General features: G+C 66.7%; 16 protein-coding genes and 2 riboswitches. Of the genes, 3 read left to right on the forward strand and 13 right to left on the reverse strand.

Annotation, left to right across the window (positions count from 1 at the left end):
• Window positions 1–162 precede the first annotated feature (162 nt).
• The 7 genes from AC3WMA_RS06850 to AC3WMA_RS06880 all read right to left on the reverse strand — a co-directional run bounded on the left by AC3WMA_RS06850 (window position 163) and on the right by AC3WMA_RS06880 (window position 7,666).
• A complete protein-coding gene (locus tag AC3WMA_RS06850) occupies window positions 163–1,434 on the reverse strand; it encodes an MFS transporter (RefSeq protein WP_492284609.1) in 1,272 nt (423 codons plus the stop codon).
• Between the two features lie 3 nt (window positions 1,435–1,437).
• Window positions 1,438–2,391 carry an AraC family transcriptional regulator gene (locus AC3WMA_RS06855; protein WP_492284610.1) on the reverse strand — a complete coding sequence of 318 codons (954 nt, stop codon included), beginning with the start codon at window positions 2,389–2,391 and terminating at the stop codon, window positions 1,438–1,440.
• A gap of 215 nt (window positions 2,392–2,606) precedes the next feature.
• The gene (locus AC3WMA_RS06860) at window positions 2,607–3,773 is read right to left on the reverse strand and encodes an alpha/beta hydrolase (RefSeq protein WP_492284611.1); all 1,167 of its coding nucleotides are present in this window, start codon (window positions 3,771–3,773) and stop codon (window positions 2,607–2,609) included.
• A 648-nt stretch (window positions 3,774–4,421) separates the two neighbouring features.
• The gene (locus AC3WMA_RS06865; RefSeq protein WP_492284612.1) at window positions 4,422–5,447 is read right to left on the reverse strand and encodes an amino acid ABC transporter substrate-binding protein; all 1,026 of its coding nucleotides are present in this window, start codon (window positions 5,445–5,447) and stop codon (window positions 4,422–4,424) included.
• A gap of 35 nt (window positions 5,448–5,482) precedes the next feature.
• Entirely contained in the window at window positions 5,483–6,106 is a 624-nt protein-coding gene (locus AC3WMA_RS06870) for a L,D-transpeptidase (protein ID WP_492284613.1), read from the reverse strand.
• A 14-nt stretch (window positions 6,107–6,120) separates the two neighbouring features.
• Window positions 6,121–6,570: a hypothetical protein gene (locus AC3WMA_RS06875; protein ID WP_492284614.1), complete on the reverse strand. Its 450-nt coding sequence runs from the start codon at window positions 6,568–6,570 to the stop codon at window positions 6,121–6,123.
• 829 nt (window positions 6,571–7,399) lie between these two features.
• Window positions 7,400–7,666, reverse strand: coding sequence for a YMGG-like glycine zipper-containing protein (locus AC3WMA_RS06880; protein ID WP_492284615.1), 267 nt, complete (start codon window positions 7,664–7,666; stop codon window positions 7,400–7,402).
• Between the two features lie 769 nt (window positions 7,667–8,435).
• On the opposite strand from AC3WMA_RS06880, the gene AC3WMA_RS06885 reads away from it, so the two are divergent.
• The 3 genes from AC3WMA_RS06885 to AC3WMA_RS06895 all read left to right on the forward strand — a co-directional run bounded on the left by AC3WMA_RS06885 (window position 8,436) and on the right by AC3WMA_RS06895 (window position 11,727).
• The gene (locus AC3WMA_RS06885) at window positions 8,436–9,314 is read left to right on the forward strand and encodes a LysR substrate-binding domain-containing protein (protein WP_492284616.1); all 879 of its coding nucleotides are present in this window, start codon (window positions 8,436–8,438) and stop codon (window positions 9,312–9,314) included.
• A gap of 92 nt (window positions 9,315–9,406) precedes the next feature.
• On the forward strand, window positions 9,407–10,591 hold the full coding sequence (locus AC3WMA_RS06890) for a trans-sulfuration enzyme family protein (RefSeq protein ID WP_492284617.1): 1,185 nt from the start codon (window positions 9,407–9,409) through the stop codon (window positions 10,589–10,591).
• A 113-nt stretch (window positions 10,592–10,704) separates the two neighbouring features.
• Window positions 10,705–11,727, forward strand: a complete 1,023-nt coding sequence (locus tag AC3WMA_RS06895; protein WP_492284618.1) for an amino acid ABC transporter substrate-binding protein — start codon at window positions 10,705–10,707, stop codon at window positions 11,725–11,727.
• Between the two features lie 51 nt (window positions 11,728–11,778).
• Here the strand turns inward: AC3WMA_RS06895 and AC3WMA_RS06900 are convergent, their stop codons facing one another.
• The 6 genes from AC3WMA_RS06900 to AC3WMA_RS06925 form a co-directional block, all read right to left on the reverse strand.
• Window positions 11,779–13,308, reverse strand: coding sequence for a copper resistance CopC/CopD family protein (locus AC3WMA_RS06900; protein ID WP_492284619.1), 1,530 nt, complete (start codon window positions 13,306–13,308; stop codon window positions 11,779–11,781).
• 107 nt (window positions 13,309–13,415) lie between these two features.
• Window positions 13,416–13,928 carry a YcnI family copper-binding membrane protein gene (locus AC3WMA_RS06905; protein WP_492284620.1) on the reverse strand — a complete coding sequence of 171 codons (513 nt, stop codon included), beginning with the start codon at window positions 13,926–13,928 and terminating at the stop codon, window positions 13,416–13,418.
• Window positions 13,929–14,043: 115 nt separating this feature from the next.
• Window positions 14,044–14,823, reverse strand: coding sequence for a DJ-1/PfpI family protein (locus AC3WMA_RS06910; protein WP_492284621.1), 780 nt, complete (start codon window positions 14,821–14,823; stop codon window positions 14,044–14,046).
• A 288-nt stretch (window positions 14,824–15,111) separates the two neighbouring features.
• Window positions 15,112–15,504 (reverse strand): hypothetical protein, encoded by a 393-nt coding sequence (locus AC3WMA_RS06915; protein ID WP_492284622.1) that lies wholly within the window; start codon window positions 15,502–15,504, stop codon window positions 15,112–15,114.
• A gap of 90 nt (window positions 15,505–15,594) precedes the next feature.
• Window positions 15,595–16,722, reverse strand: a complete 1,128-nt coding sequence (locus AC3WMA_RS06920) for a ribonucleotide-diphosphate reductase subunit beta (protein ID WP_492284623.1) — start codon at window positions 16,720–16,722, stop codon at window positions 15,595–15,597.
• A 147-nt stretch (window positions 16,723–16,869) separates the two neighbouring features.
• Window positions 16,870–19,785 (reverse strand): ribonucleoside-diphosphate reductase subunit alpha, encoded by a 2,916-nt coding sequence (locus AC3WMA_RS06925; RefSeq protein ID WP_492284624.1) that lies wholly within the window; start codon window positions 19,783–19,785, stop codon window positions 16,870–16,872.
• A gap of 113 nt (window positions 19,786–19,898) precedes the next feature.
• A riboswitch (cobalamin riboswitch) is annotated at window positions 19,899–20,098 on the reverse strand.
• A gap of 154 nt (window positions 20,099–20,252) precedes the next feature.
• Window positions 20,253–20,455, forward strand: a riboswitch (cobalamin riboswitch).
• Window positions 20,456–20,464 lie beyond the last annotated feature (9 nt).

Consider the following 20,464-nt stretch of genomic DNA (forward strand, 5'->3'; position numbering starts at 1 on the left):
CTGCGCGCCAGGGTGCCGCAAGCCTTGCCTCTGCATCGAACTACATCCCCTGACGGCCACGGCTTCATCTGCGCACGGGCTTTTTTGCACCCGCGAAATCCCGCGAACGCTAGCAATACGGGCGGGAACACGGATCAGCTCAGAATCCCAACTCTGGGCTGCTCATCTCATTTGTTGCTGCGGCAGCTCCCCGGCGACGGCGCGCCGCAAGCCGTAAGCGACCGGCAGCAGCAGCAGCAGCCCCGCCCCGGCAACCGCTGCCATGACGAGATAGATTCCCTCCCCCCAGCCCTCGTACAGCCAGCCGGACAGGGTCGTCAGAACCGCCATCAGACCGGCCCAGCCTCCCGCGAGCCAAGCCTGGGCGCTCGCCTGCATCCGGCCGGGCGCCAGCCGCGACAGCAGGAAGATGCTGCCGAGATGCGTGACCCCGAACGTCACGCCATGCGTGAGCTGAAGCCCTGCCAGAGCCGGCAAACCGGGATCCTGCGCCATCGCTGCCCAGCGCAGGATCGTGGCCGCGGCCGCCGCAAGCAACAGGCCGGCGGCACTGCCGGCGCCGCTCATCCGATAGCCCAGACAAGCGAACAGGACGACCTCGGATAGAACCCCGAGCGACCACAATCCCCCCATCATCGGGCCGGAGATGCCGTTGGCCTGCCAGTGCAGCGCGCCGAACCCGTAGAACGCCGCGTGGCTTGCCTGCACCAGCGCCGCACCGGCAATCGCGCAAACGAGGAACAGCGGATGGGCCGGCCAGCCATCGCCCTGCGCGCGGCCGGCGGAATGGCTCGCCGTCCCCTTCATGCAGCCTGCGGCCGCCACCGCCGTCGCGATCGCCGAAGTCAGCAGCAGAACGATGATCGATGCGGCCGAAAACCATTCGAGGGCCCAGCCGGCAATGATGTTGGCGGCAGCAAAGCCCAGCGCACCCCACAGGCGGACACGGCCATAGGTCAGCTCCGGCCTGACCGTCCGGGCAAGGCGCTCCAGCGTCATGGTATCGGCCAAGGCGATCAGGGGGCCCTGCGCCAGCGCAATGGCGATGACGACAAGAAGGATCGGCCAGAAGCCGTTCGCAACGGTCAGAAGGCCTGTCCCCGCCGCGACCAGCGCGGCGCAGAGCGTCAGCACCACGGCGATACGCCCGCTCCGATCAGCCAGCGCGCCAACGGTGGGATTGGCGATGATGCGGGTCAGCAGCGGAGCGGCCAGGACAATTCCGATCGCGTCACTGTCGAGGGATTGCGCCTTGAGCCAGAGCGGGAAGAAGGGAAGGTTCACCCCGAGCTCGAAGAACAGGCATGCATAGAGCAGCGCCAGCCGGCCGACGGGCACCTGCGGCGCAATCCCGGCCTGCCCTGTCATAGGTACAGCCGGTTCGCTGCCGGCCAGTATCCCGGTCTTCTTGCGCAGGAACGAGAGGATCGGCACCGCTCAGCCCGGCACGGGGGCTTCGGGCTCATCGGCGAAATAGCGGATCAGGCCACGCTCGCGCGCTTCCGTCGGGCTGTAGCCGAACTCGCGGCGAAAGGCCCGGCTGAAGGTCGAGTGATCGGCAAAGCCGACTTCGTTTCCGATCGCGTGAATGGAACGCGCGAACCGATGGGAGCTCAGCCGGTAATGGGCCTCGCGCAGGCGCTCCCGGTTGATGAAATGAGCCACGCCGCCGCTGCTCTCGAACAGCCGGTAGAGCTTCGAGCGGGACATGGCCAGAAGCCGGGCCAGCCGCTCGGGCCCGAAATCGGGGGCGGCCATGTTCTGGCGCACGACGGCGCGTGCCCTGTCGATCAGGACCGAGCCCGGCAGATGCCGCGCCAGCTCGGAGCTGACCGGCCGGGGCGCGATGCAGGCTGCGACGAGCGCCTTGGTCGGCATCTCCAGACTTGCGGCATGCTCGGGGGTGACGAGAGGCAGCCGCCGGACAAGGCCATCCATGTAGCCGGCCAGCAAGGGCGCGAACTCCTCGCTCACGGTGAGACCATGGGCATCGTCGAGGCGCTGCTCATCCTGGGGGTGCCGGTCACGCGGAAGGTAGAGGGTGATGACCTCGCTGTCCTGGGCCTGCCCCTCGAAGGGAAGCGCCAGCGAACGGAAGCTCAGATCCTCGTATGGCGCGCCGTCGGCCGCCGTCGTTCGCGCCAGCACCACGCACCAGTGATCCAGATAGGATTTGGGACGATGTCGCCATTGGCGGCCGGGAGCGCCCGCATAGACGACATGCGTCAAGACGAGCTCTCCCAGGTTCCAGGAGGAAAACTCGGCGCCGAATCCTGCGGACGCCTCCCCGATCGGAAGGAGCTCGATCGTATCCTTGTGCAGGGAACGCCAGGCGTCGAACTGATCCTGTGCCCGTAGCCCCGCCGTGCGCAAATGCGGCACCGCAAACATGTCGATGTCCCTTCTCACGCCGCCCCGAGAGAAAGCCGGTATCAGATCCCGTCACGCTGCATGCAGCGCCAAAAGAGCAATGCAGACAGCGAACTCTAACACTCAATGATTTCGAACAAAATTGATCCCGGTCAAACCGATCGGATCATGCAAATAATCGTAAAATCATACTTATCGTCATCAAGTATCACCCCCCACCATCATCAACGTCAACCCTATGGCACGGCCGCGGCATCGAAGACCCGGATCGGTGCGGTGACCAGCATCGTCGCGGCCGAACCGATCACACCTGCTGCCGCGACAGGGGCGGGAACGTCGGAATCGGTGATGACCTGGCCCTGCAGCAGGCGCCCGCCGATCAGGCGCACGGCATCGGGGCTTGCGGCGAAAAGGTCGTGGTTCAAGCGATCGCCGGCATTGACCGCCGACAGATCGATCACCGTGATCCCGGCCTGACCGGCGAACTGGCGGCGGTACTCCTCCTGCGTGGGATCGATGCCGCCGAGCCGCGTCGCCCCGCGCGCGATGAACCTTGAGACCTGCAGGGCCCGGTCGTGCTGCGCCGTGAACAGCGTGATCTGCGGGCGCTTCGGCCCCATATCCTCGATCTGCCGGCGGAAGACACCGACATCGAGGTCGGGCGACGCCAGGATGAGATTGCTGATCTTGCGCGGGACGCCGCCTTTCCGCAGCGCGATCTGCCTGACCGCCTCGACGGCGGGCCAGCTCCCCATCGAGTGAGCGAGGATCACCACCTCGCGGACCTCGGGGCCGGCAACGGCCACTTCGAGCAGGTCCGCAAGATCCGACCGCGAATAGGAGGCGTTGTCGAAGTCCCGGCTGTAATCGAGCAGATAGCCGCGCGAGGGCCAGGAGAAGAGGACCGGGGCAGCGTCGGCGTCGGCGTCATGCGCCAATTGCGCGAAGCGGAAGACGGCGCGGTCGAACGGCGTGTTGAAGCCATGCACGAAGACGAAGACGCGCTTCCCGCGCCCGCTGGTCGACCTGAACCAGTTGGCGAGCCCGGCTTTCGACACCGGCGTCGAGGCCGTCACCACGAAATCCCTGGCCGGATCGCCCGGAACCGATCGCGGCAGCTGGATGGTGCCGGGCTCGCGGCCCGGCGGAATCGAGACGACGATGTTCCTGAACGAAACCTGCTCGCCCCGCTCGCCGGTGAAGAGGATTCCGGGATTGTCGGATGGCGCGCGCGTCGTCGCAGCCAGCATATTGACGCTGTCCGTGCCGGGAGCAGGAGCCACCGGAAGCAGCAGCCCTTGCGGCGTCGAGGCGCAAGCCGCCAGCCCGGCCGCGAACACGGCCGGCAGGAGCACCCGGGAGCGGGGCCACGCCGCGCCGAGACGGCTGCTTATCGACGTCAAGAATCTCATGCGGGACGGACCGTAGGTAACCGCTCCGGTGCCGACAAGCTCAGGTTTGCTGCACCGCGATGCCGGATCGGATTTTGGGACAGGAGATCAAGAATTGAGATTCTCTGCCAATATTCCGTCCGCGACAAGCCTCTCGTCGCCGCACCGCAAGGACTGGAATTCATACAAGAATACAATCCGGCATGAATTCAGTGCTCCACCGGAGACCAATCGGCGCTTGCATGACAATGACAAACGCGACCAACGTATCGCACCGCCCCGATGCGGCACCGAGAGCAAAAACTATACTTAAGGTTGCAAATGGAACGCAGGGCATTTCTGATTGCGCTTTTCGGCGGTGTGCTGTCCGCCGCGACGGCCGAAGCCTCACCGCGCGATGAGCGGACCGCCGCGGCGGCAAGCGCGCTCGACACGCTGGATGCAGAATTCACGCAAGGACCACCGCAGCCGCGGGCGCCCGGCGCGGCAACGCTTCCGGCCGGTCCCCGCGATACCCGGCCGCGGCGGAAGAACTGGCATCGCTATCGCCAGCGCAATCGCCGGCCATTGCCACCGCCGCCATGGCGTCGCGGACGCTGAGGACAGGGATGGCGTGGTGCCGCGCCTTCAGAACGCGCGGCACCCCGCCGGATCCAGGCCTTACCGCAGCGGCGGCGCGTAGAGAACGCCGCCCATGCTCCAGAGCTGGTTGAGCCCGCGCGGAATGCCCAGCTTCGAGCCGGTGCCGAGATTGCGCTCATAGATCTCGGCATAGTTGCCGCCCGCCTTGACGGCGCGGACCGCCCAGTCGGCCTCGAGGCCGAGCGCCTTGCCGAAACCACCTTCCGCGCCGGTGAAGCGGCGCGCATCGGGCTTCTGGGATTTGAGGGCCTCATCGAGATTGGCCGCGGAAATCCCGAGCTCCTCGGCGTTGACCAGCGCGAAATTCACCCATTTCACCAGCGTGAACCAGGGGAAATCGTCGCTGCGCACGACCGGCCCGAGCGGCTCCTTCGAGATCACGTCCGGCAGCACGATCGCCTCGGCCGGCGTCGCAAGCCTCAGCCGCTCGCCATGCAGGGCCGACTGGTCGCGGGTCAGCACGTCGCATTGCCCGGACTGGAAGGCGGAGAGCGCCTCGGCCGCACTCGGATAGACCTTCTCCTCATAGGTCATCGAGTTGGCCTTGAAGAAATCGGCGAGATTGAGCTGTGTCGTGGTGCCGGCCTCGACGCAGATCTTCGCCTTGTCGAGCGACAGCGCCGTGTCGACCTTGAGCGCGCGCTTCGCCAGGAAACCCTGGCCATCGTGATAGGTGATGCCGGCGAAGGCGAGGCCCAGCTCAGCCTCGCGGCCCAGCGTCCAGGTCGAGTTGCGCGCGAGAAGGTCGACCTTGCCGCCCTTCAGCGCATCGAAGCGCTGGCTCGCCGAGAGCGAGGTGAAGGCGACCTTGCCGGGATCGCCCAGCACGACCGCCGCCACGGCGCGGCAGAAATCGACATCGAAGCCGCGCCAGTTGCCCTGCGCATCCTTCTCGGAGAAGCCGATCACGCCTTCGCTGACGCCGCATTGCAGCGTGCCGCGCTGCTTCACGGTGTCGAGCGTGCCGGCGCCGGCGGGAAGGGCGAGGCCGAGGAGGGTCGCGAGACCAAGACCGCCGCGACGAAACCAGGAAACCTTCGACATGTCTGTCCGTTCCTTCTGCGATTCAGCGGTAGCGGTTACAGCGTCGCCTTGTGGCGGATGACGACCTTGGTCCCGACGGGCACGCGGTCATAGAGATCGGCGATGTCGCCATTGGCGAGACGGAAGCAGCCAGACGAGATCGCCTGGCCGATCGTCTCGGGCTGGTTGGTGCCGTGGATGCGGAAGACCGTCGAGCCGAGATAGAGCGCACGAGCCCCCATCGGGTTGCCCGGGCCGCCGGCCATGAAGCGCGGCAGATAGGGCTGGCGCTGCAGCATCTCCGGCGGCGGGCGCCAGTCCGGCCATTCCGCCTTGCGGCTGACCTGGACCTGGCCGGACCAGGTGAAACCCTCGCGGCCGACGCCAATGCCGTAACGCAGGGCCCGTCCGTTGCCCTGCACGATATAGAGGAAGCGCTCGGCCGAATGGATCACCACCGTGCCCGGCGCCTCGTTCGAGCGGAACAGCACCATCTGGCGGGCATAGGGCCCATCGGTGATGGTGGCTTCCTCAGTCGAGACACGGCCCGGCTCGTCGCCGATATCCATGGTCTCCTGAATCGCGGCGGGCGGGCGCGGCTGCGCCACCGCCGGCACGGCGAGAAGCGGCACCAAGCCGAGGCTGGTAGCGAGCAGAGCGGTGCGGATGCCGTGGTTCATCTCATCGCCTCCGGTCAGCCGCAGCGGCTGTAGATGAAAGTGCCGTAGCGGGCATTGGCATCGGGATCGACGAAGCGCGACACGATCTCCTTCGGCTTCACCGACAGCAATTCGCGATCCTGCGGATCGCCTGCCGGGGCCTCGAAGCCGAGATAGTTCTTACCGCCGGGACCGGCCTTCAGCCTGAGCTCATAGAGCTTGGGGTCATCCGCGACATGCATCATCACCCCGTCGCCGGGACCCTTGGCGATCACATAGGGCTGCTTGCACTGGCCCCGTGCCTCGGCTTCGGTGCGCTTGCGGTCCTTCTCGGTATGGAAGGACGCGACACCCCAACGCCCGACCAGGGCATCGCGCGAAATATTGGCCGGGGCCGGCGCAGATGCACCCGTCGCGCTGCCGCTCGCGACGGGCGGCAGGCTCTCGCCTCCGCCGCAGCCCGCGAGAAGAAGCGGCAGCGCCACGCTGCAGGCCACCGCACTGACGGACGGCCACCGGGCGCTGCGAGAATACGCGGGCTTGCTTGTCATCGTCCCTCCTTGCGGCCTGGTCAGCGTCGAGGCCGGACCGGTTGCCGCCGCCTTTTCCCGAATGATCGGTCGCCCGGTCCGCCCGAAAGCTCGCCGGCCGCCGCGCCGTCTTGTCGCCGCTCACCGGAGCCAAGCGGAACGCCGGGCATGAGAGCCGCAAATCCAGCCCCGATCAAGCCCGCCGGCCGGGACCATGCCGCGCCCTCGGTGAGGGCTGCTGCCCCGGAGGCGGCTGAAACCCGCAAATCTCAAGGCCCATTCGCGCCCGGCAGGATCAGCGGACCGATCGCATCATGATCTGAAATCGGCTGCGCAGGCCGCAAGGTCGCCATGTCCATGGCCCTGCATGCCTGCAACGATGTCGGGCAGGTACTGCCGCAAGCCATCAGGGCGATGCCGGCACCGGCCGCCGACGACCCCGTGTCCGGCGCAAATTCACGCGCGGAGGGCGTTCCGGCCGGGTATGGGACTGCCGGCGGAGCTGCCGCTGACGATTGTAGTAGAGTTGCGGCCGCTGGCTGAATTCGACCTCGGCCCGATCGAGCGCGCTGGCCGTTTCCGGCGCCAGGGCCTCTGGACCCAAGGGCGCCGCACGGGTGGGAGGATTGGGTAGCAAAGCCGCCCCGGCCAACCCGAGAAACCCCGCCAGCACCGATCGCCTGCTCGTCATGCCATGCCCTTCCCGCTCCGGCGCATCACGGATCATGCCGTCGGGCGGCGTCGCTGCGCAACACCGCCCGGCGGCCGAAGCCGATATGCAGCCTCAGGGGCAGCGCGCCTCGAAGACGCGGCCCTGGCGATCGCGGTAGAGGCAGTTATTGGGCGTGGTCGCCCGGCCGATCACGGCCCCGGCGACGCCGCCGACGGCAGCACCGATCGCCGCGCCGCGGCCGCCACCGGCAATGCCGCCGACGATAGCCCCCGTGCCGGCGCCGATCGCGGCTCCGCCGAGCGTCCGCTGGTCGGCTGAATTGGTGTTGCACCCTGCAAGGGCCAGACCGATGGCGAGGACGGCAAATTTCAACCGCATCTGAGACATTCCTCTTGAATTCAACAGCCTTCAGGCATGCCGGACATGCAATCGACAACGAGACGCTATCGTCGCATTCGAGCACCTGAATCCAGCCGAGCCTAGGCTGCGGAACCGGAAATGCATCCTCCGAGAATCCCAAAATATGTACTCGTAATCCCAAATACGGCACCCCCATCGTTTTCGAAACTGATCGACTTGACACATGAAGCAAACGAACCCGTGATTGCCTCAGTCAATCAAATTCACCTGCCAGAATGACAGGCTTAAACAGCAGTATCCAGATTCAAAACATCATTCTTGCGCTACATCGATACATCTGAGGGCACTTATCAATGAACAGGCGATCATTCCTGCTTGGGATACTTGCTGCCAGCTCGGGGCTTGCCGGGACATTGGTGGTTGAAGATGCCTCCGCAGCCCCCGCGGTTTGCACGGCGGCATCGCCCTCCTGCACGGACGACGTCGTCGCGGCGCTGCCTGACGGGACCCAGGCGGATTGGTCGCAAGCTCATCGCGGCCGGCATCGTCATGGCCCGCCGCACCATCGCCGCCGGCATGCACGCCGCCAGGTGCGGGTTTGCCGCACGTTTCGGGACCGCTTCGGCCGGCGCGTCCGCCGTTGCCATTGGACCTGGGTCTGAGCCGGCCCTCGCATCGGGCAGCCGATCCCAACGCCTTTGCCTGTTCGCCCTGGCCTATCCGATGGTCCGCTTTCCCGTGGGATGCGCTAGCATCACGCCGATTGCAGGGACCGGACGCGCGAACCTTGAACAGCCGCCAGATCGAAGTCTTCGCCGCCGTGATGAAGGCCGGGACCGTGTCCCGTGCGGCCGAGATCCTGGGCGTCACCCAGCCGGGCGTCAGCCGGCTGATCGCCGAGCTTGAGCGGTCGCTCGGCTTTGCCCTGTTCGACCGGGTGCGCAACCGCATCGTGCCGACGCCCGAGGGGCGGACCTTCTTCGCCGAGGTCGAGGCCAATTTCCGCGGCATGGATCGGCTGCGTGCCGGTGCCGCCCGCATCCGCGACTATGGCGCCGGGCAGCTGCGGGTCGCGACGCTGTCGGCGCTGAGTTCGTCGATCGTCCCCAACGCCGTACTGCGCTTCCGCAGCCTGCGCCCCGATGCGACCGTGACCCTGATGGTCCTACCGTCCCGCGACGTGCGGGACGGTGTCGCCTCCGGCATCTACGATATCGGGCTTGCCGCCGATGAGATCGATGTAACCGGGGTCGTGCACCAGCCCTTCGTGCAGCCGCGCGCGCTCTGCGCCATGCCGCTCGGCCACCCGCTCGCCGAGCGCGAGAGCATCGGTCCGCGTGACCTGTCGGGCGTCGATTTCGTCGCCTATGTGCCGGAGGATCGCGCCCGCCAGCGCTTCGACATGATCATGTCCGAGGCCGGGGCGCCGCCGCCCCGCGTGGTGGTCGAGACGATCTATGCCGCGACGGTTTGCGCCTTGGTGGCGCAAGGCGTCGGCGTCGGGCTCGTTAGCCCCTATGCGATCGCCGGCCACGACCAGAGCCGGATCGTGCTGCGCCCGTTCGAGCCGCCGGTGCAGAGCCGGAGCTACCTGATCCTGCCGCCGGACCGGCCGAAGTCGCAGCTCGTGCGCGACTTCATCGACTGCCTGATGGCCGCGCGTTGAAACCATAACAATCCGGCATCGAGCCATGCCTTTTGGCTGATTGCCCGCTTGTCCCGGGTGCCTGAGGATTTCCCGAGCGAGGGAAACCCACCATGCATGACCTGACACTTTGCGTTCACCACCCGGCCGTCAACGAGGACGGCTATGCCTCGCTCGCCGTGCCGACGCACCGCGCCTCGACCATCGTCTATCCCGATGGCGCGAGCTTCATGGCCCGCAAATATCGCGGCTTCGACGGCTATACCTACGGGCTGCACGGGACGCCGACGACCCGCACGCTCGAAGCGCAACTGACGGTCCTGCACGACGGCGCCCGCACCGTGCTCGTGCCCTCCGGACAGGCGGCGGTGACCATCGTCATGCTGTCGGTGCTGATGCCCGGCGACAAGGTGCTGATCCCCGACCATGTCTATCCGCCGGTGCGCAGCTTCTGTGCCGAATATCTCGAACCGCGCGGCATCGCCTATGGCGTCTATGACCCGCTGATCGGGGCCGGCATCACCGATCTCATCGACGAGACCGTCAAGCTGGTCTGGGTCGAGTCGCCCGGCTCGAACACGATGGAGGTGCAGGACGTGCCGGCCATCGCTGCCGCCGCCAAGGCGAAAGGCGTGCTCGTCGGCTGCGACAACACCTGGGCAACGCCGCTGATCTTCAAGCCGCTGGAGCATGGCACCGATTTCGCCTGCGAGGCGCTGACCAAATATGTCGGCGGCCATTCCGACCTGCTGCTGGGCTCGGTGACGGTCAGGGACATGGCGCTGCGCCAGAAGATGAAGGAGATTCTGCGCGGCTTCGGCGTCGGCGTCTCACCGGACGAATGCCAGCTCGCTTTGCGCGGCATCGAGACCATGGGTCTGCGCGTCGCCCATATGGGCAGGGTTTCCGAGGATTTCGCGCGCCGGCTCGTCGACCATCCCATGGTCGAGCGCGTGCTGCATCCCGCCCTGCCCTCCTGCCCCGGCCACGCGATCTGGAAGCGCGACATGGGCCGCTCCTCCGGCCTGTTCAGCCTCGTGCTGAAGCCCGTCGACGACGACACAATGAGTGCGGCATTGAGCGCGCTGCGCGTCTTCGCGATCGGCGCCTCCTGGGGCGGCACGCGCAGCCTCGTCGCGCCGCAGGCGATCACGCCGGACCGCACCGCGACAGCCTGGACCGCGAAAGGCCCGCTGCTGCGCATCAGCATCGGCCTCGAGGAACCGGGCGAGCTCTGGGCCGATCTGAGCCGGCTGCTCTCGGTGCTCGGGCAAGCCACCGCGAGCCAAGCGGCCTGACCGGACGCAGGGCCAAGACTGCGACGACAAGGACACGGCGCGGGACTCGCGCCGTGACGGGAGGATTTTGCCCGAAGACGGCCTCCGAACCACAAAAACGAAGGGGAACTACCATGAAGACGCTCTTCACCGGGCTGGCCACAGCATTTGCGGCGGCCTGCCTCGCGGCGCAGCCCGCGGCCGCCGATACGCTCAAGACGATCCGCGACCGCGGCAAGATCATCTGCGGCACGAGCACCGGCGTCGCCGGCTTCTCGACCCAGGATGCAAACGGTCGCTGGCAGGGCTTCGACATCGATATCTGCCGCGCACTCGCGGTGGTGATCTTCAACGACACGGAGAAGGCCTCCTTCGTGCCGCTGACCTCAAAGGATCGCCTGATCGCGCTGCAAGCCGGCGAGGTCGACGTGCTGCCGCGCACGACGACCTGGACGCTGGCGCGCAATTCCGGCCAGGGCGTCACCTTCACCGGCGTGAACTACTATGACGGCCAGGGCTTCATGGTCCCGAAGAAGCTCGGCGTCGCCAGCGCGAGCAAGCTCGACGGCGCCTCGATCTGCGTCGCGCAGGGAACGACGAGCGAGCTCAACCTCGCCGATTATTTCCGCCGCACGAAGATGAAATACGAGGTCGCCGCCTTCGGCACGTCGGAGGATGCCCTGAAGGCCTATGAGTCCGGGCGCTGCGATGCCTATACGACCGACGTGTCGGCTCTCTCTGCCAATCTGCTGAAGTTTCGCGATCCGGGCGAGCACCTGGTGCTACCCGAGGTGATCTCGAAGGAGCCGCTCGGCCCCTGGGTCCGCAGCGGCGACGACACCTGGTTCAACCTCGTGCGCTGGACGCTATTCGCCCTGATCAATGCCGAGGAGCTCGGCGTGACCAAGGCCAATGTCCGGGAACTGACGGAGAATTCGACCAATCCGGAGATCCGCCGCTTCCTCGGCAAGGACGGAAAATACGGCGAAGCGCTCGGTGTCACCAATGACTGGGCGGTGCGGATCATCGCCGCGGTTGGCAATTATGGCGAGAGCTTCGAGCGCAATCTCGGCATGAGCTCGCCGATGAAGCTCCAGCGCGGCCCCAACGCGCTCTGGACCGAAGGCGGGCTGCAATACTCGCCGCCCTTCCGCTGAGCGACCCGGCCCGGTGAAGAGCAGGCGGGACCGCCTCGCCTGCTCTTCACCTCAAGGGCGGATCACGACGACATCCTTGATCCGTCGCATCTCGAAATCCGAGATCAGGATCTCAAGCTCGACCTCCCAGCGGCCGGCCACCGGCAGGGTCAGGGCATCGATCCGCCAGATGCCGTCCTGCCCCAGCTGCGCCCGGCGCTCGATCGGCTCGATGCCGGCCGCAGCATTGCTGAAGCCAAGATTGAGCTCCTTGGCCGGCAGGGGGCCGAATTCACCGTTCATCAGAACGATCTCGACCGCGACAGGCCCTGCCCGGCCGGGCGTGACCGTGACATCCGCCATGGCCTGCAAGGTGTGAATATGGACGGAAGCCGGCTGCGCCTGCGCCGCCAGGATCGCCCGCGGCGGCGGCGTGAAACGCCAGAGCGCCGCCGTGCCGAGGATCACGACCAGCGCCGCCAGCTCGACGACGATGACGCGCGTCATGGCGCGCGCGGCGGGTAGGTCGCCGGCCTCGACCCGTCGTGTCAGGCGCCAGCGGTTCAAGCCCGCCAGCAGGAAGACGAAAGCGACGAGCGCGAGCTTGGCGAGAAGCACGCGACCATAGGCCGTCGTGAGCAAGGCTCCCAACGTTTCGACCTGCACCCAGGCCAGGACCACGCCGCTGAGCAACAGCACGGCGACGACGAGCACGATGCCAGAGGAGAAGCGCCGCAGCGCATCCTTGCCAGCCTCACTCCGCAAAGCCAGCGCGAGCGGGAGCAGTGCACCCACCCAGGCGGCGATCGCGCTCGCATGCAGGAATACGGCGGGACGCATCAGCCATTGCGGAGAAGCGGCGCTGGCATGGCCACTGCTCGCGAGGGCGAGGCCAGCAACCATCGCCGAGAAGAGGCCGACGATGCTAGCCCCCCTTGCCTGCCAGCGGATGCCGACGAAGGCCAAGGTCAGGGCGATGGCTGCGAGAATGATCGTCCAGAGATAGCTGGTCGCCGCAGCGGCTTTCCAGACGGTTGGCTGGAAGAAAGCACTGAGCGAAGCCCCGAGCGCATCGAGCCCTTGCGCGCCGAGGGCGACCGGCAGGCAGAGCAGGCCAAGGCCCGCCATGGCCGTCGCGAAGCGTCTGGCCCCACGACCGAGCGGGCCGACCCATGCCTGGCTCGCGGCCGCACCGCATCCCAGGAACAGGCCGAGATAGAGCCCGAGGCGACTGAGCCAGACCAGAAGACGGACCGGATTGTCGGCCTGCTCTCCAAGATCGGGCGCCGTGCCGCCCGGCGTCCCGACCGAGAAGACCAGCGCGCCACCGACAGGGTGGCCGTCCTCGGAGACCACACGCCAGCTCAACGCATAGGTACCGTTCGCCAGCGCGGCGGGAAGCTCGATCGCGACGGTGCGGTCCTTCAGGGCGAAGCGGCCGAGCGCCTGTGCCCCGCCACCGGGTCCGACGAGCCGCAGCGCCAGGGGCGAAACCGGCTCGCTGAAGACGAGTTCGACCTGTTGCGGCGCGGCGGCGAGCACGCTGCCATCGGCCGGCGTCGCGCTGTTCAGCGCGGCGTGGCTCCAGCCGAGGCGAGGCATTCCGGCGCATGCCAGCAGGACGAGAACGAACAACAGGCAACGATTCAATCGGACAGGCATGGCGCATCCTCGTGGCGGAGCGCTCGGGCGCTCCGCCACTGACGGGGTCACTTGGCGGGCGTGAGCTTCACACCCGGGGCCGGGAACTTGTAGTCATCGGCAGACCTGCCGGCGGCGGGAATCTCGATCCAGCGCTCCACGCCGCCGCCCTCGCATTCCTGCACGACCGGAACGTAAAGCGTGGCGTCGGCCTTCAAATCCTTGGTGAGATAGCCGCGCAGCACGAACTCGTCGTAATGCTCGTCGAGCAGCTTGCCGCCGCTCCAGACCACTTCCTTGACGCCCTCGGTGGTCGGCGTGCCGTAATAGTCATAGGATTTCTCGTACTTTCCCTTGACGGTTTCGAGGGTCCAGCCGGACTTCGGCATCGGCTTCACAGCGATGACGCCCTCCGGAATCTGGACGCGGACCTTCGTGGTCGCGGCGCCCTTGCAGCCATGCGGCACGCGCAGCACCGCCTTATAGGTCGCGCCCACGGGAGCCGACTGGTTTTCAAGGGTGACATGGGCCAGCGCCGGGCCGGCCGCGACGAGGCCCGCGAGGGCGAGAAGATATTTCATGGCAATTGTCCTTGGTGACGAAAGCCGCTCGCGCGGCGGGGATGCGGCCGGCGGGCTGCCGGCCGAATGGGGAAGCGAGGAAGGCGAAAGCAGGCGAAGGCGACGTGCCATCGCGTCAGCCCTTGAGCCGGTTGGCGGCGCGACCGGCGGCATCGCGCGCAGCGGCAAGCGCCCGCGCCCGGCGACGCAGGACGTCGTCGGTCAGCGCCTGCCCGGCCCTGGCGGGAGAGCCACTGTCGAACGGCGGCTGCGGATCATATTCGAGGACGAGCTGCGCGCGCCGCGCCCATTCCTCGCCGAGCAGCTGCGCGCCGAGCGCGAGGCCGAAATCGAGCCCTGCCGTGGCGCCTCCGCCCGTGACGAGATTGCCGTCGGTGACGACCCGCCCGTCGGAGCGGATCGCGCCGAAGAGCGGGAGCAGATCACGGATGTACCAATGGCCGGTCGCCTTGCGGCCTTGCAGGAGGCCCGCCGCCCCGAGCAGCAACGTGCCGGTGCAGACCCCGGTGAAATAGCGGGCCTTGCCACCGACCTCTCGGAGGAAGGCCAGCGTTTCCGCGTCGTCGAGCAAGGCGACGGTGCCGTCGAGACCGCCCGGCACGAAGAGCACGTCGACATCGCGCGGACAGTCCGCGAAGCTCGTCGTCGGCGTGACGGATATGCCCAGCTCCGTCGGCACCGGCGTGCGGTCCTTCCCGACGAGATGGATTTTTCCGCCGGTGAGATTGAAGACGCTCTGCGGCCCGACGAGGTCGATCAGGACCATCTTCGGATAGACCAGCATGGCGAAGCTCGGCGCCGGCCGCGCGGGCTCGGCCTGAGCGCGGGCCTGCTCGGCAGCGGCCAGCAGCAAGCCGGCGGCGCTCAGGCCCAACGTCATGTCTCTGCGATTCATCGCGTCGTTCCCTTGGGTTTCGATGGGTTTGCGCGCGGCCGGGCCTGGCCGTCGCGATTCAGCGAGACGGCGCCGCAACAGCCCGTAAGGGCATCGGGAGCGGCTTGAACGGGCCGATCAGCGCGTCGCCGACGGCGCATGCGCCGCCCGCGAGGCGAGCCTGGAGATGGAGTGGCATGGCACCGGATTCCGCGCCGTCACGGCATCGGATCGGGACAGAAAGCCCTCACGACGACCGGCGGCAGGCTGAAGACAGCCGTCGCGGACGCCGTGGCGCCGGACGGCGGCTCAGGCGAAAGCGGGCGGTGCGCGCGGGTTGCCGGGGGAGTGGTCGGAGATAAAGCCGACGGGCCGGTCGAGACGGCGGGCAAAGGCGACGAAATCGGCCGGCCGCTGCGACAGGACCTGGAAATCGGACTGGGCCGGGTCAGCCCCGGCGAGCATCGGGCAGCCGGCCGTGCAGCAGCTCATGCCGGCATGGTTCTGCGCCTTGTCGTGATCGCCGCCGGGGCTTGAGTCCCCGCTCGGCGCGCAATGCGTCAGCGCGAGGGTGCGGTCGAGCGAGAGCGCGTTGGCATAGCTGCCCGCAGCAAAGCCGGCGAACAGCGCCTGGACCACGAGCAGATAGGCCGCGAGGATCGCGACCCAGGACCTGCCACGGGATGATGCGCGGTGCTGCACGAGAACTCCCCCGCGCCATGCATAGCCTGCGAAGCGGGGCCGCGGAAAGCGACAGAAAGTCACAAGGCAGGCGGCGCGGCGCCCGCCGCCTCACTCCCAGCTCAGCGCGCCGCCGTTCTGGTATTCGATGACGCGGGTCTCGAAGAAGTTCTTCTCCTTCTTGAGGTCCATCGCCTCGGACATCCAGGGGAACGGGTTCTCGGTTTCCGCGAAAACCGGCGGAAGGCCGAGCTGGGCGCAGCGGCGGTTGGCGATGAAGTGCATGTATTGCTCGCAAAGCGCCGCATTCAGGCCGAGGAAGCCCCTCGGCATCGTGTCGCGGCCATAGGCCGCTTCCAGCTCGGCCGCTTCCCGCAGCATGCCGCGCACCTCGTCCTGGAAGGCCTTGGTCCAGAGATGCGGATTCTCGATCTTGATCTGGTTGATAACGTCGATGCCGAAGTTCAGATGGATCGACTCGTCGCGCAGGATGTACTGGTACTGCTCGGCGATCCCCACCATCTTGTTGCGCCGGCCGAGCGAGAGGATCTGCGCGAAGCCGGTGTAGAACCACATGCCCTCGAAGATCACGTAGAAGGTGATCAGGTCGCGCAGCAGCGCCTGGTCGTTCTCGGGCGTGCCCGTGCTGAACGCGGGGTCCTCGATGCTCTGCGTGTGCTTCAGCGCCCAGGCGGCCTTGTCGGTGATCGAGGGCACCTCGCGGTACATGTTGAAGAGCTCGCCCTCGTCGAGGCCCAGGCTCTCGACGATATACTGGAAGGTGTGGGTGTGGATCGCCTCCTCGAAGGCCTGGCGCAGCAGGTACTGCCGGCATTCCGGGTTGGTGAGGTGGCGATAGATCGCCAGCACGATGTTGTTGGCGACAAGGCTCTCGGAGGCCGCGAAGAAGCCGAGATTGCGCTTGAGCATGCGCCGCTCGTCCTCGCTCAGGCCGTCCTTCGACTTCCACAGCGCGATGTCGGCCTGCATCGAGACCTCGGTCGGCATCCAGTGGTTGTTGCAGCCGGAAAGGTATTTCTCCCAGGCCCATTTGTACTTGAGCGGCAGGAGCTGGTTCACGTCGGCACGCGCATTGATCATGCGCTTCTCGTCGACCGTGACGCGCCCGCCATTGCGGTCGATCTCGCCGAGGCCGGTGGCATCGGCTGCGGGGGCTGGGTTGGTCAGGATGGCGGGATTGGCGGCGGGCGCCGGCTTGGTGTCGGACCAGTCGAGCATGGGGTGTTCCGTTCTTGAAACGTGAAGGGCGTCATGCTCGGGCTTGACCCGAGCATCTCTCGCCGAGGGAGGCTCCTGCGAGTCCTCTGGTCGGAGATTCTCGGGTCTGCGCTGCGCTTCGCCCGAGAATGACGGCGGATGACGGTCCTACTGGCAGGCTTCGCAGGTCGGATCGTCGAGCGAGCAAGCGTTGGGCACGGCCATGCCGTTCTCCAGCAGAATGTCGACGATGATCGGCGCGGCGGCCTTGGCCACGACCGGCACGGTAGCCGAAACCGCGTTGAGCTTGCCGTCCGTACCCTTCAGCGTCGACTTCTCGACATGGGTCGCCGACAGCGCGCGCAGGTAATAGGTCGTCTTCAGGCCCAATCGCCACGCCAGACGATAGGCCTCGTCGAGCTTCCGGCCCGAAGGCTGCGCCATGTAGAGATTGAGCGACTGGCCCTGGTCGATCCATTTCTGACGGCGCGCCGCTGCCCTGATCAGCCATTCGGTCGGGATCTCGAAGGAGGTGGCGTAAAGCGCCTTGAGATCGGCCGGGACGCGATCGATCCCACTGACCTTGCCGTCATAGTACTTGAGGTCCGAGACCATCACCTCGTCCCAGAGCCCCCTCGCCTTCAGGTCGTGGACGAGTCCGGCATTCACGACGGTGAAGTCGCCCGACATATTCGCCTTGACGTAGAGCTGGCTGTAGCTCGGCTCGATCGATTGCGAGACCCCGACGATGTTGGAGATCGTCGCGGTCGGCGCGATCGCCATCGTGTTGGAGTTGCGCATGCCGGTGGTCTTCATCCGCTCGCGCAAGCCTTCCCAATCCAGCGTCGCCGAGCGGTCGAGCTCGACATCGCCGTCGCGGGCTTCCGAGAGGATGTCGAGCGAGTCGATCGGCAGGATACCCTTCGACCAGAGCGAGCCCTCGAAGCTTGGATAGCGCCCGCGCTCGGCGGCGAGATCGACCGAGGCCGAGATCGCATGGAAGCTGATCACCTCCATGGACGTATCAGCGAAAGCTACCGCCTGCTCCGAGGCAGCCGGCAGGCGCAAGGTCTGAAGCGCGTCCTGGAAGCCCATCAGCCCCAGTCCGACCGGGCGGTGGCGCAGGTTCGAACGTCGCGCCTCGGGGATCGTATAGAAATTGATGTCGACGACATTGTCGAGCATCCGCATCGCGGTCTTCACGGTCCGCGCCAGCCGCGCCTGATCGAGCCCCTCGGCCGTGACATGCGCCGCAAGGTTGACCGAGCCGAGATTGCAGACCGCGACCTCGTCGGCCGAGGTGTTCAGCGTGATCTCGGTGCAGAGGTTCGACGAATGCACCACGCCGGCATGCTGCTGCGGCGAGCGCAGGTTGCATGCATCCTTGAAGGTGATCCAGGGATGGCCGGTCTCGAACAGCATGGTCAGCATGCGCCGCCAGAGATCGACCGCCTTGATGCGCTTGAAGACCTTGATGCCGCCGCTGGCCGCCTTTGCCTCGTAGGCCTCGTAGGCCGTCTTGAACGGCTTGCCATAGAGGTCGTGCAGGTCAGGAACCTCGTCCGGCGAAAACAGCGTCCAGTCGCCGCCGGCCTCGACGCGCTGCATGAACAGGTCGGGAATCCAGTTCGCCGTGTTCATGTCATGGGTGCGGCGGCGGTCGTCGCCGGTGTTCTTGCGGAGATCGAGGAACTCCTCGATATCGACATGCCAAGTCTCGAGATAGGCGCAGACCGCGCCCTTGCGCTTGCCGCCCTGGTTGACGGCGATGGCCGTGTCGTTGGCGACCTTGAGGAACGGCACCACGCCCTGGCTCTCGCCATTCGTCCCCTTGATATGCGCGCCCAAGCCCCGCACCGGCGTCCAGTCATTGCCGAGGCCCCCCGAGTATTTGGCGAGCAGGGCGTTGTCCTTCACCGCCTTGAAGATGCCGTCGAGATCGTCGGCGACGGTGGTCAGGAAGCAGGAGGAGAGCTGCGGGCGCAGCGTGCCGGAGTTGAACAGGGTCGGGGTCGAGGCCATGAAATCGAAGGAGGAGAGCAGGTCGTAGAACGCGATCGCCCTGCCCTCGCGATCGATCTCGCGGATGGCGAGGCCCATCGCGACGCGCATGAAGAAGGCCTGCGGCAGCTCGAAGCGGTTGCCCCGGACATGCAGGAAATAGCGGTCGTAAAGCGTCTGGAAGCCGAGATAGTCGAACTGGAGATCGCGCTCGGGCTTCAGCGCCGCCGCGATGCGGGCAATGTCGAAGCGGCCGAGCTCGGGGTCGATCAATTCATTGGCGATACCGGTCTTGAGATAGGCGGTGAAGTAGTCGCCGTAGCCGGCGGCCATCTCTTCCTGCGTCGCCTGTTCGGCATGGCCATGGACGAAGCTCAGCGCCTCGCGCCGCAGCTTGTCGAGCAGGAGGCGGGCCGAGACCTTGGCGTAGTTCGGCTCGCTCTCGATCAGCGTCCGCGCAGCGAGGATCGGCGCCAGTGCCAATTCGTCGAGCGAAATGCCGTCATAGAGGTTGCGGCGGGTCTCCATCAGGATCGGCTCGGCCGCGACGCCGTCGAGCCCGGCACAAGCCTCGCGCACGACCTTGTCGAGGCGGGCGGCGTCGAGCGGAACGAGCGTGCCGTCAGTGAGCTTCATCTGCAGCGACGGCGCGACAGCGACCGGCGCGGACCCGGCCTGCGCCCTCGCCCGCTCCTGCGCCCGCTCTGCCCGATAGAGAACATAGGCACGGGCAACCTTGTGGTGTGCGCCGCGCATCAGCGCGAGCTCGACCTGATCCTGCACGTCCTCGATATGGAAGGTGCGGCCGGTCGCGGCGCGGCGCGTCAGGCCGGAGACGACCTGTTCGGTCAGGTCGGCGACGACATCATGGATGCGACGGGACGCGGCGGCGCTCGCGCCCTCGACCGCCAGGAAAGCCTTGGTCAGGGCGACCGCGATCTTCGAGGGGTCGAAGGGCGTTACCGCGCCATTGCGGCGGATGAGCTGGTAGCCGGGCTCCGCCGCTGCGGCGCGCGGCGATGCAGCAGGTTCGGCACCCAGCGGGGCCAGTGAAGGCCGTTCGGCTTCGAGAGAAAGAGACATCGGCATCAACCCCAAGATGTTGGGGGCAAAGGCCGAGCGGTCGCGTCGAGAAGGCGCGCGACGATACGATGCCGCGACCTGCCAAGCGCACCACCGGGACACCCCGCCCGAGGACGTAAACAAGGGTCGCGGCAGGTCTCCTGGCTCGCGGGTCACCGCTCTCGTCCGTCTTCCCAAGGCCTTGCAGCCTCAGTGACAACGCTGGACTAAGAACTTACCGCTGACAGTTGCGGGGGCAGCGCCGGTCTCTCACCGGCTTCCCTCTTAGCTCTCGATCTTGCGATTCGAGAGACCATCGACAACTACATCTAGCGTCACTCTCCGCTCCGATGTCAATCGGTCGTATGCTCTTCCTCGATCGCATGCGGAAAGCGAGGACATCTCGGCGGCAGCTCCCCGAGCGCTGCTCGTCACATGAAGACATAAATATGTCTTTATATCTCTTGTTGACGGCCCGGAAATGATGGCCCATGATGCGGCGTCGAGGTTCTTCGGTGCGGCTTGCCGCATCGGAGCTAAGAGGGAAGCCGGTGAGAGACCGGCGCTGCCCCCGCAACTGTCAGCGGCGAGCTTTCTGCCCACCCATGTCACTGAGGCCGCAAGGCCTTGGGAAGACGGGCAAGAGCGACGACCCGCGAGCCAGGAGACCTGCCCCGACAACATGAACGTCCTCGGGCGG

The organism is Allobosea sp. FW305-C-101 (assembly GCF_058783685.1).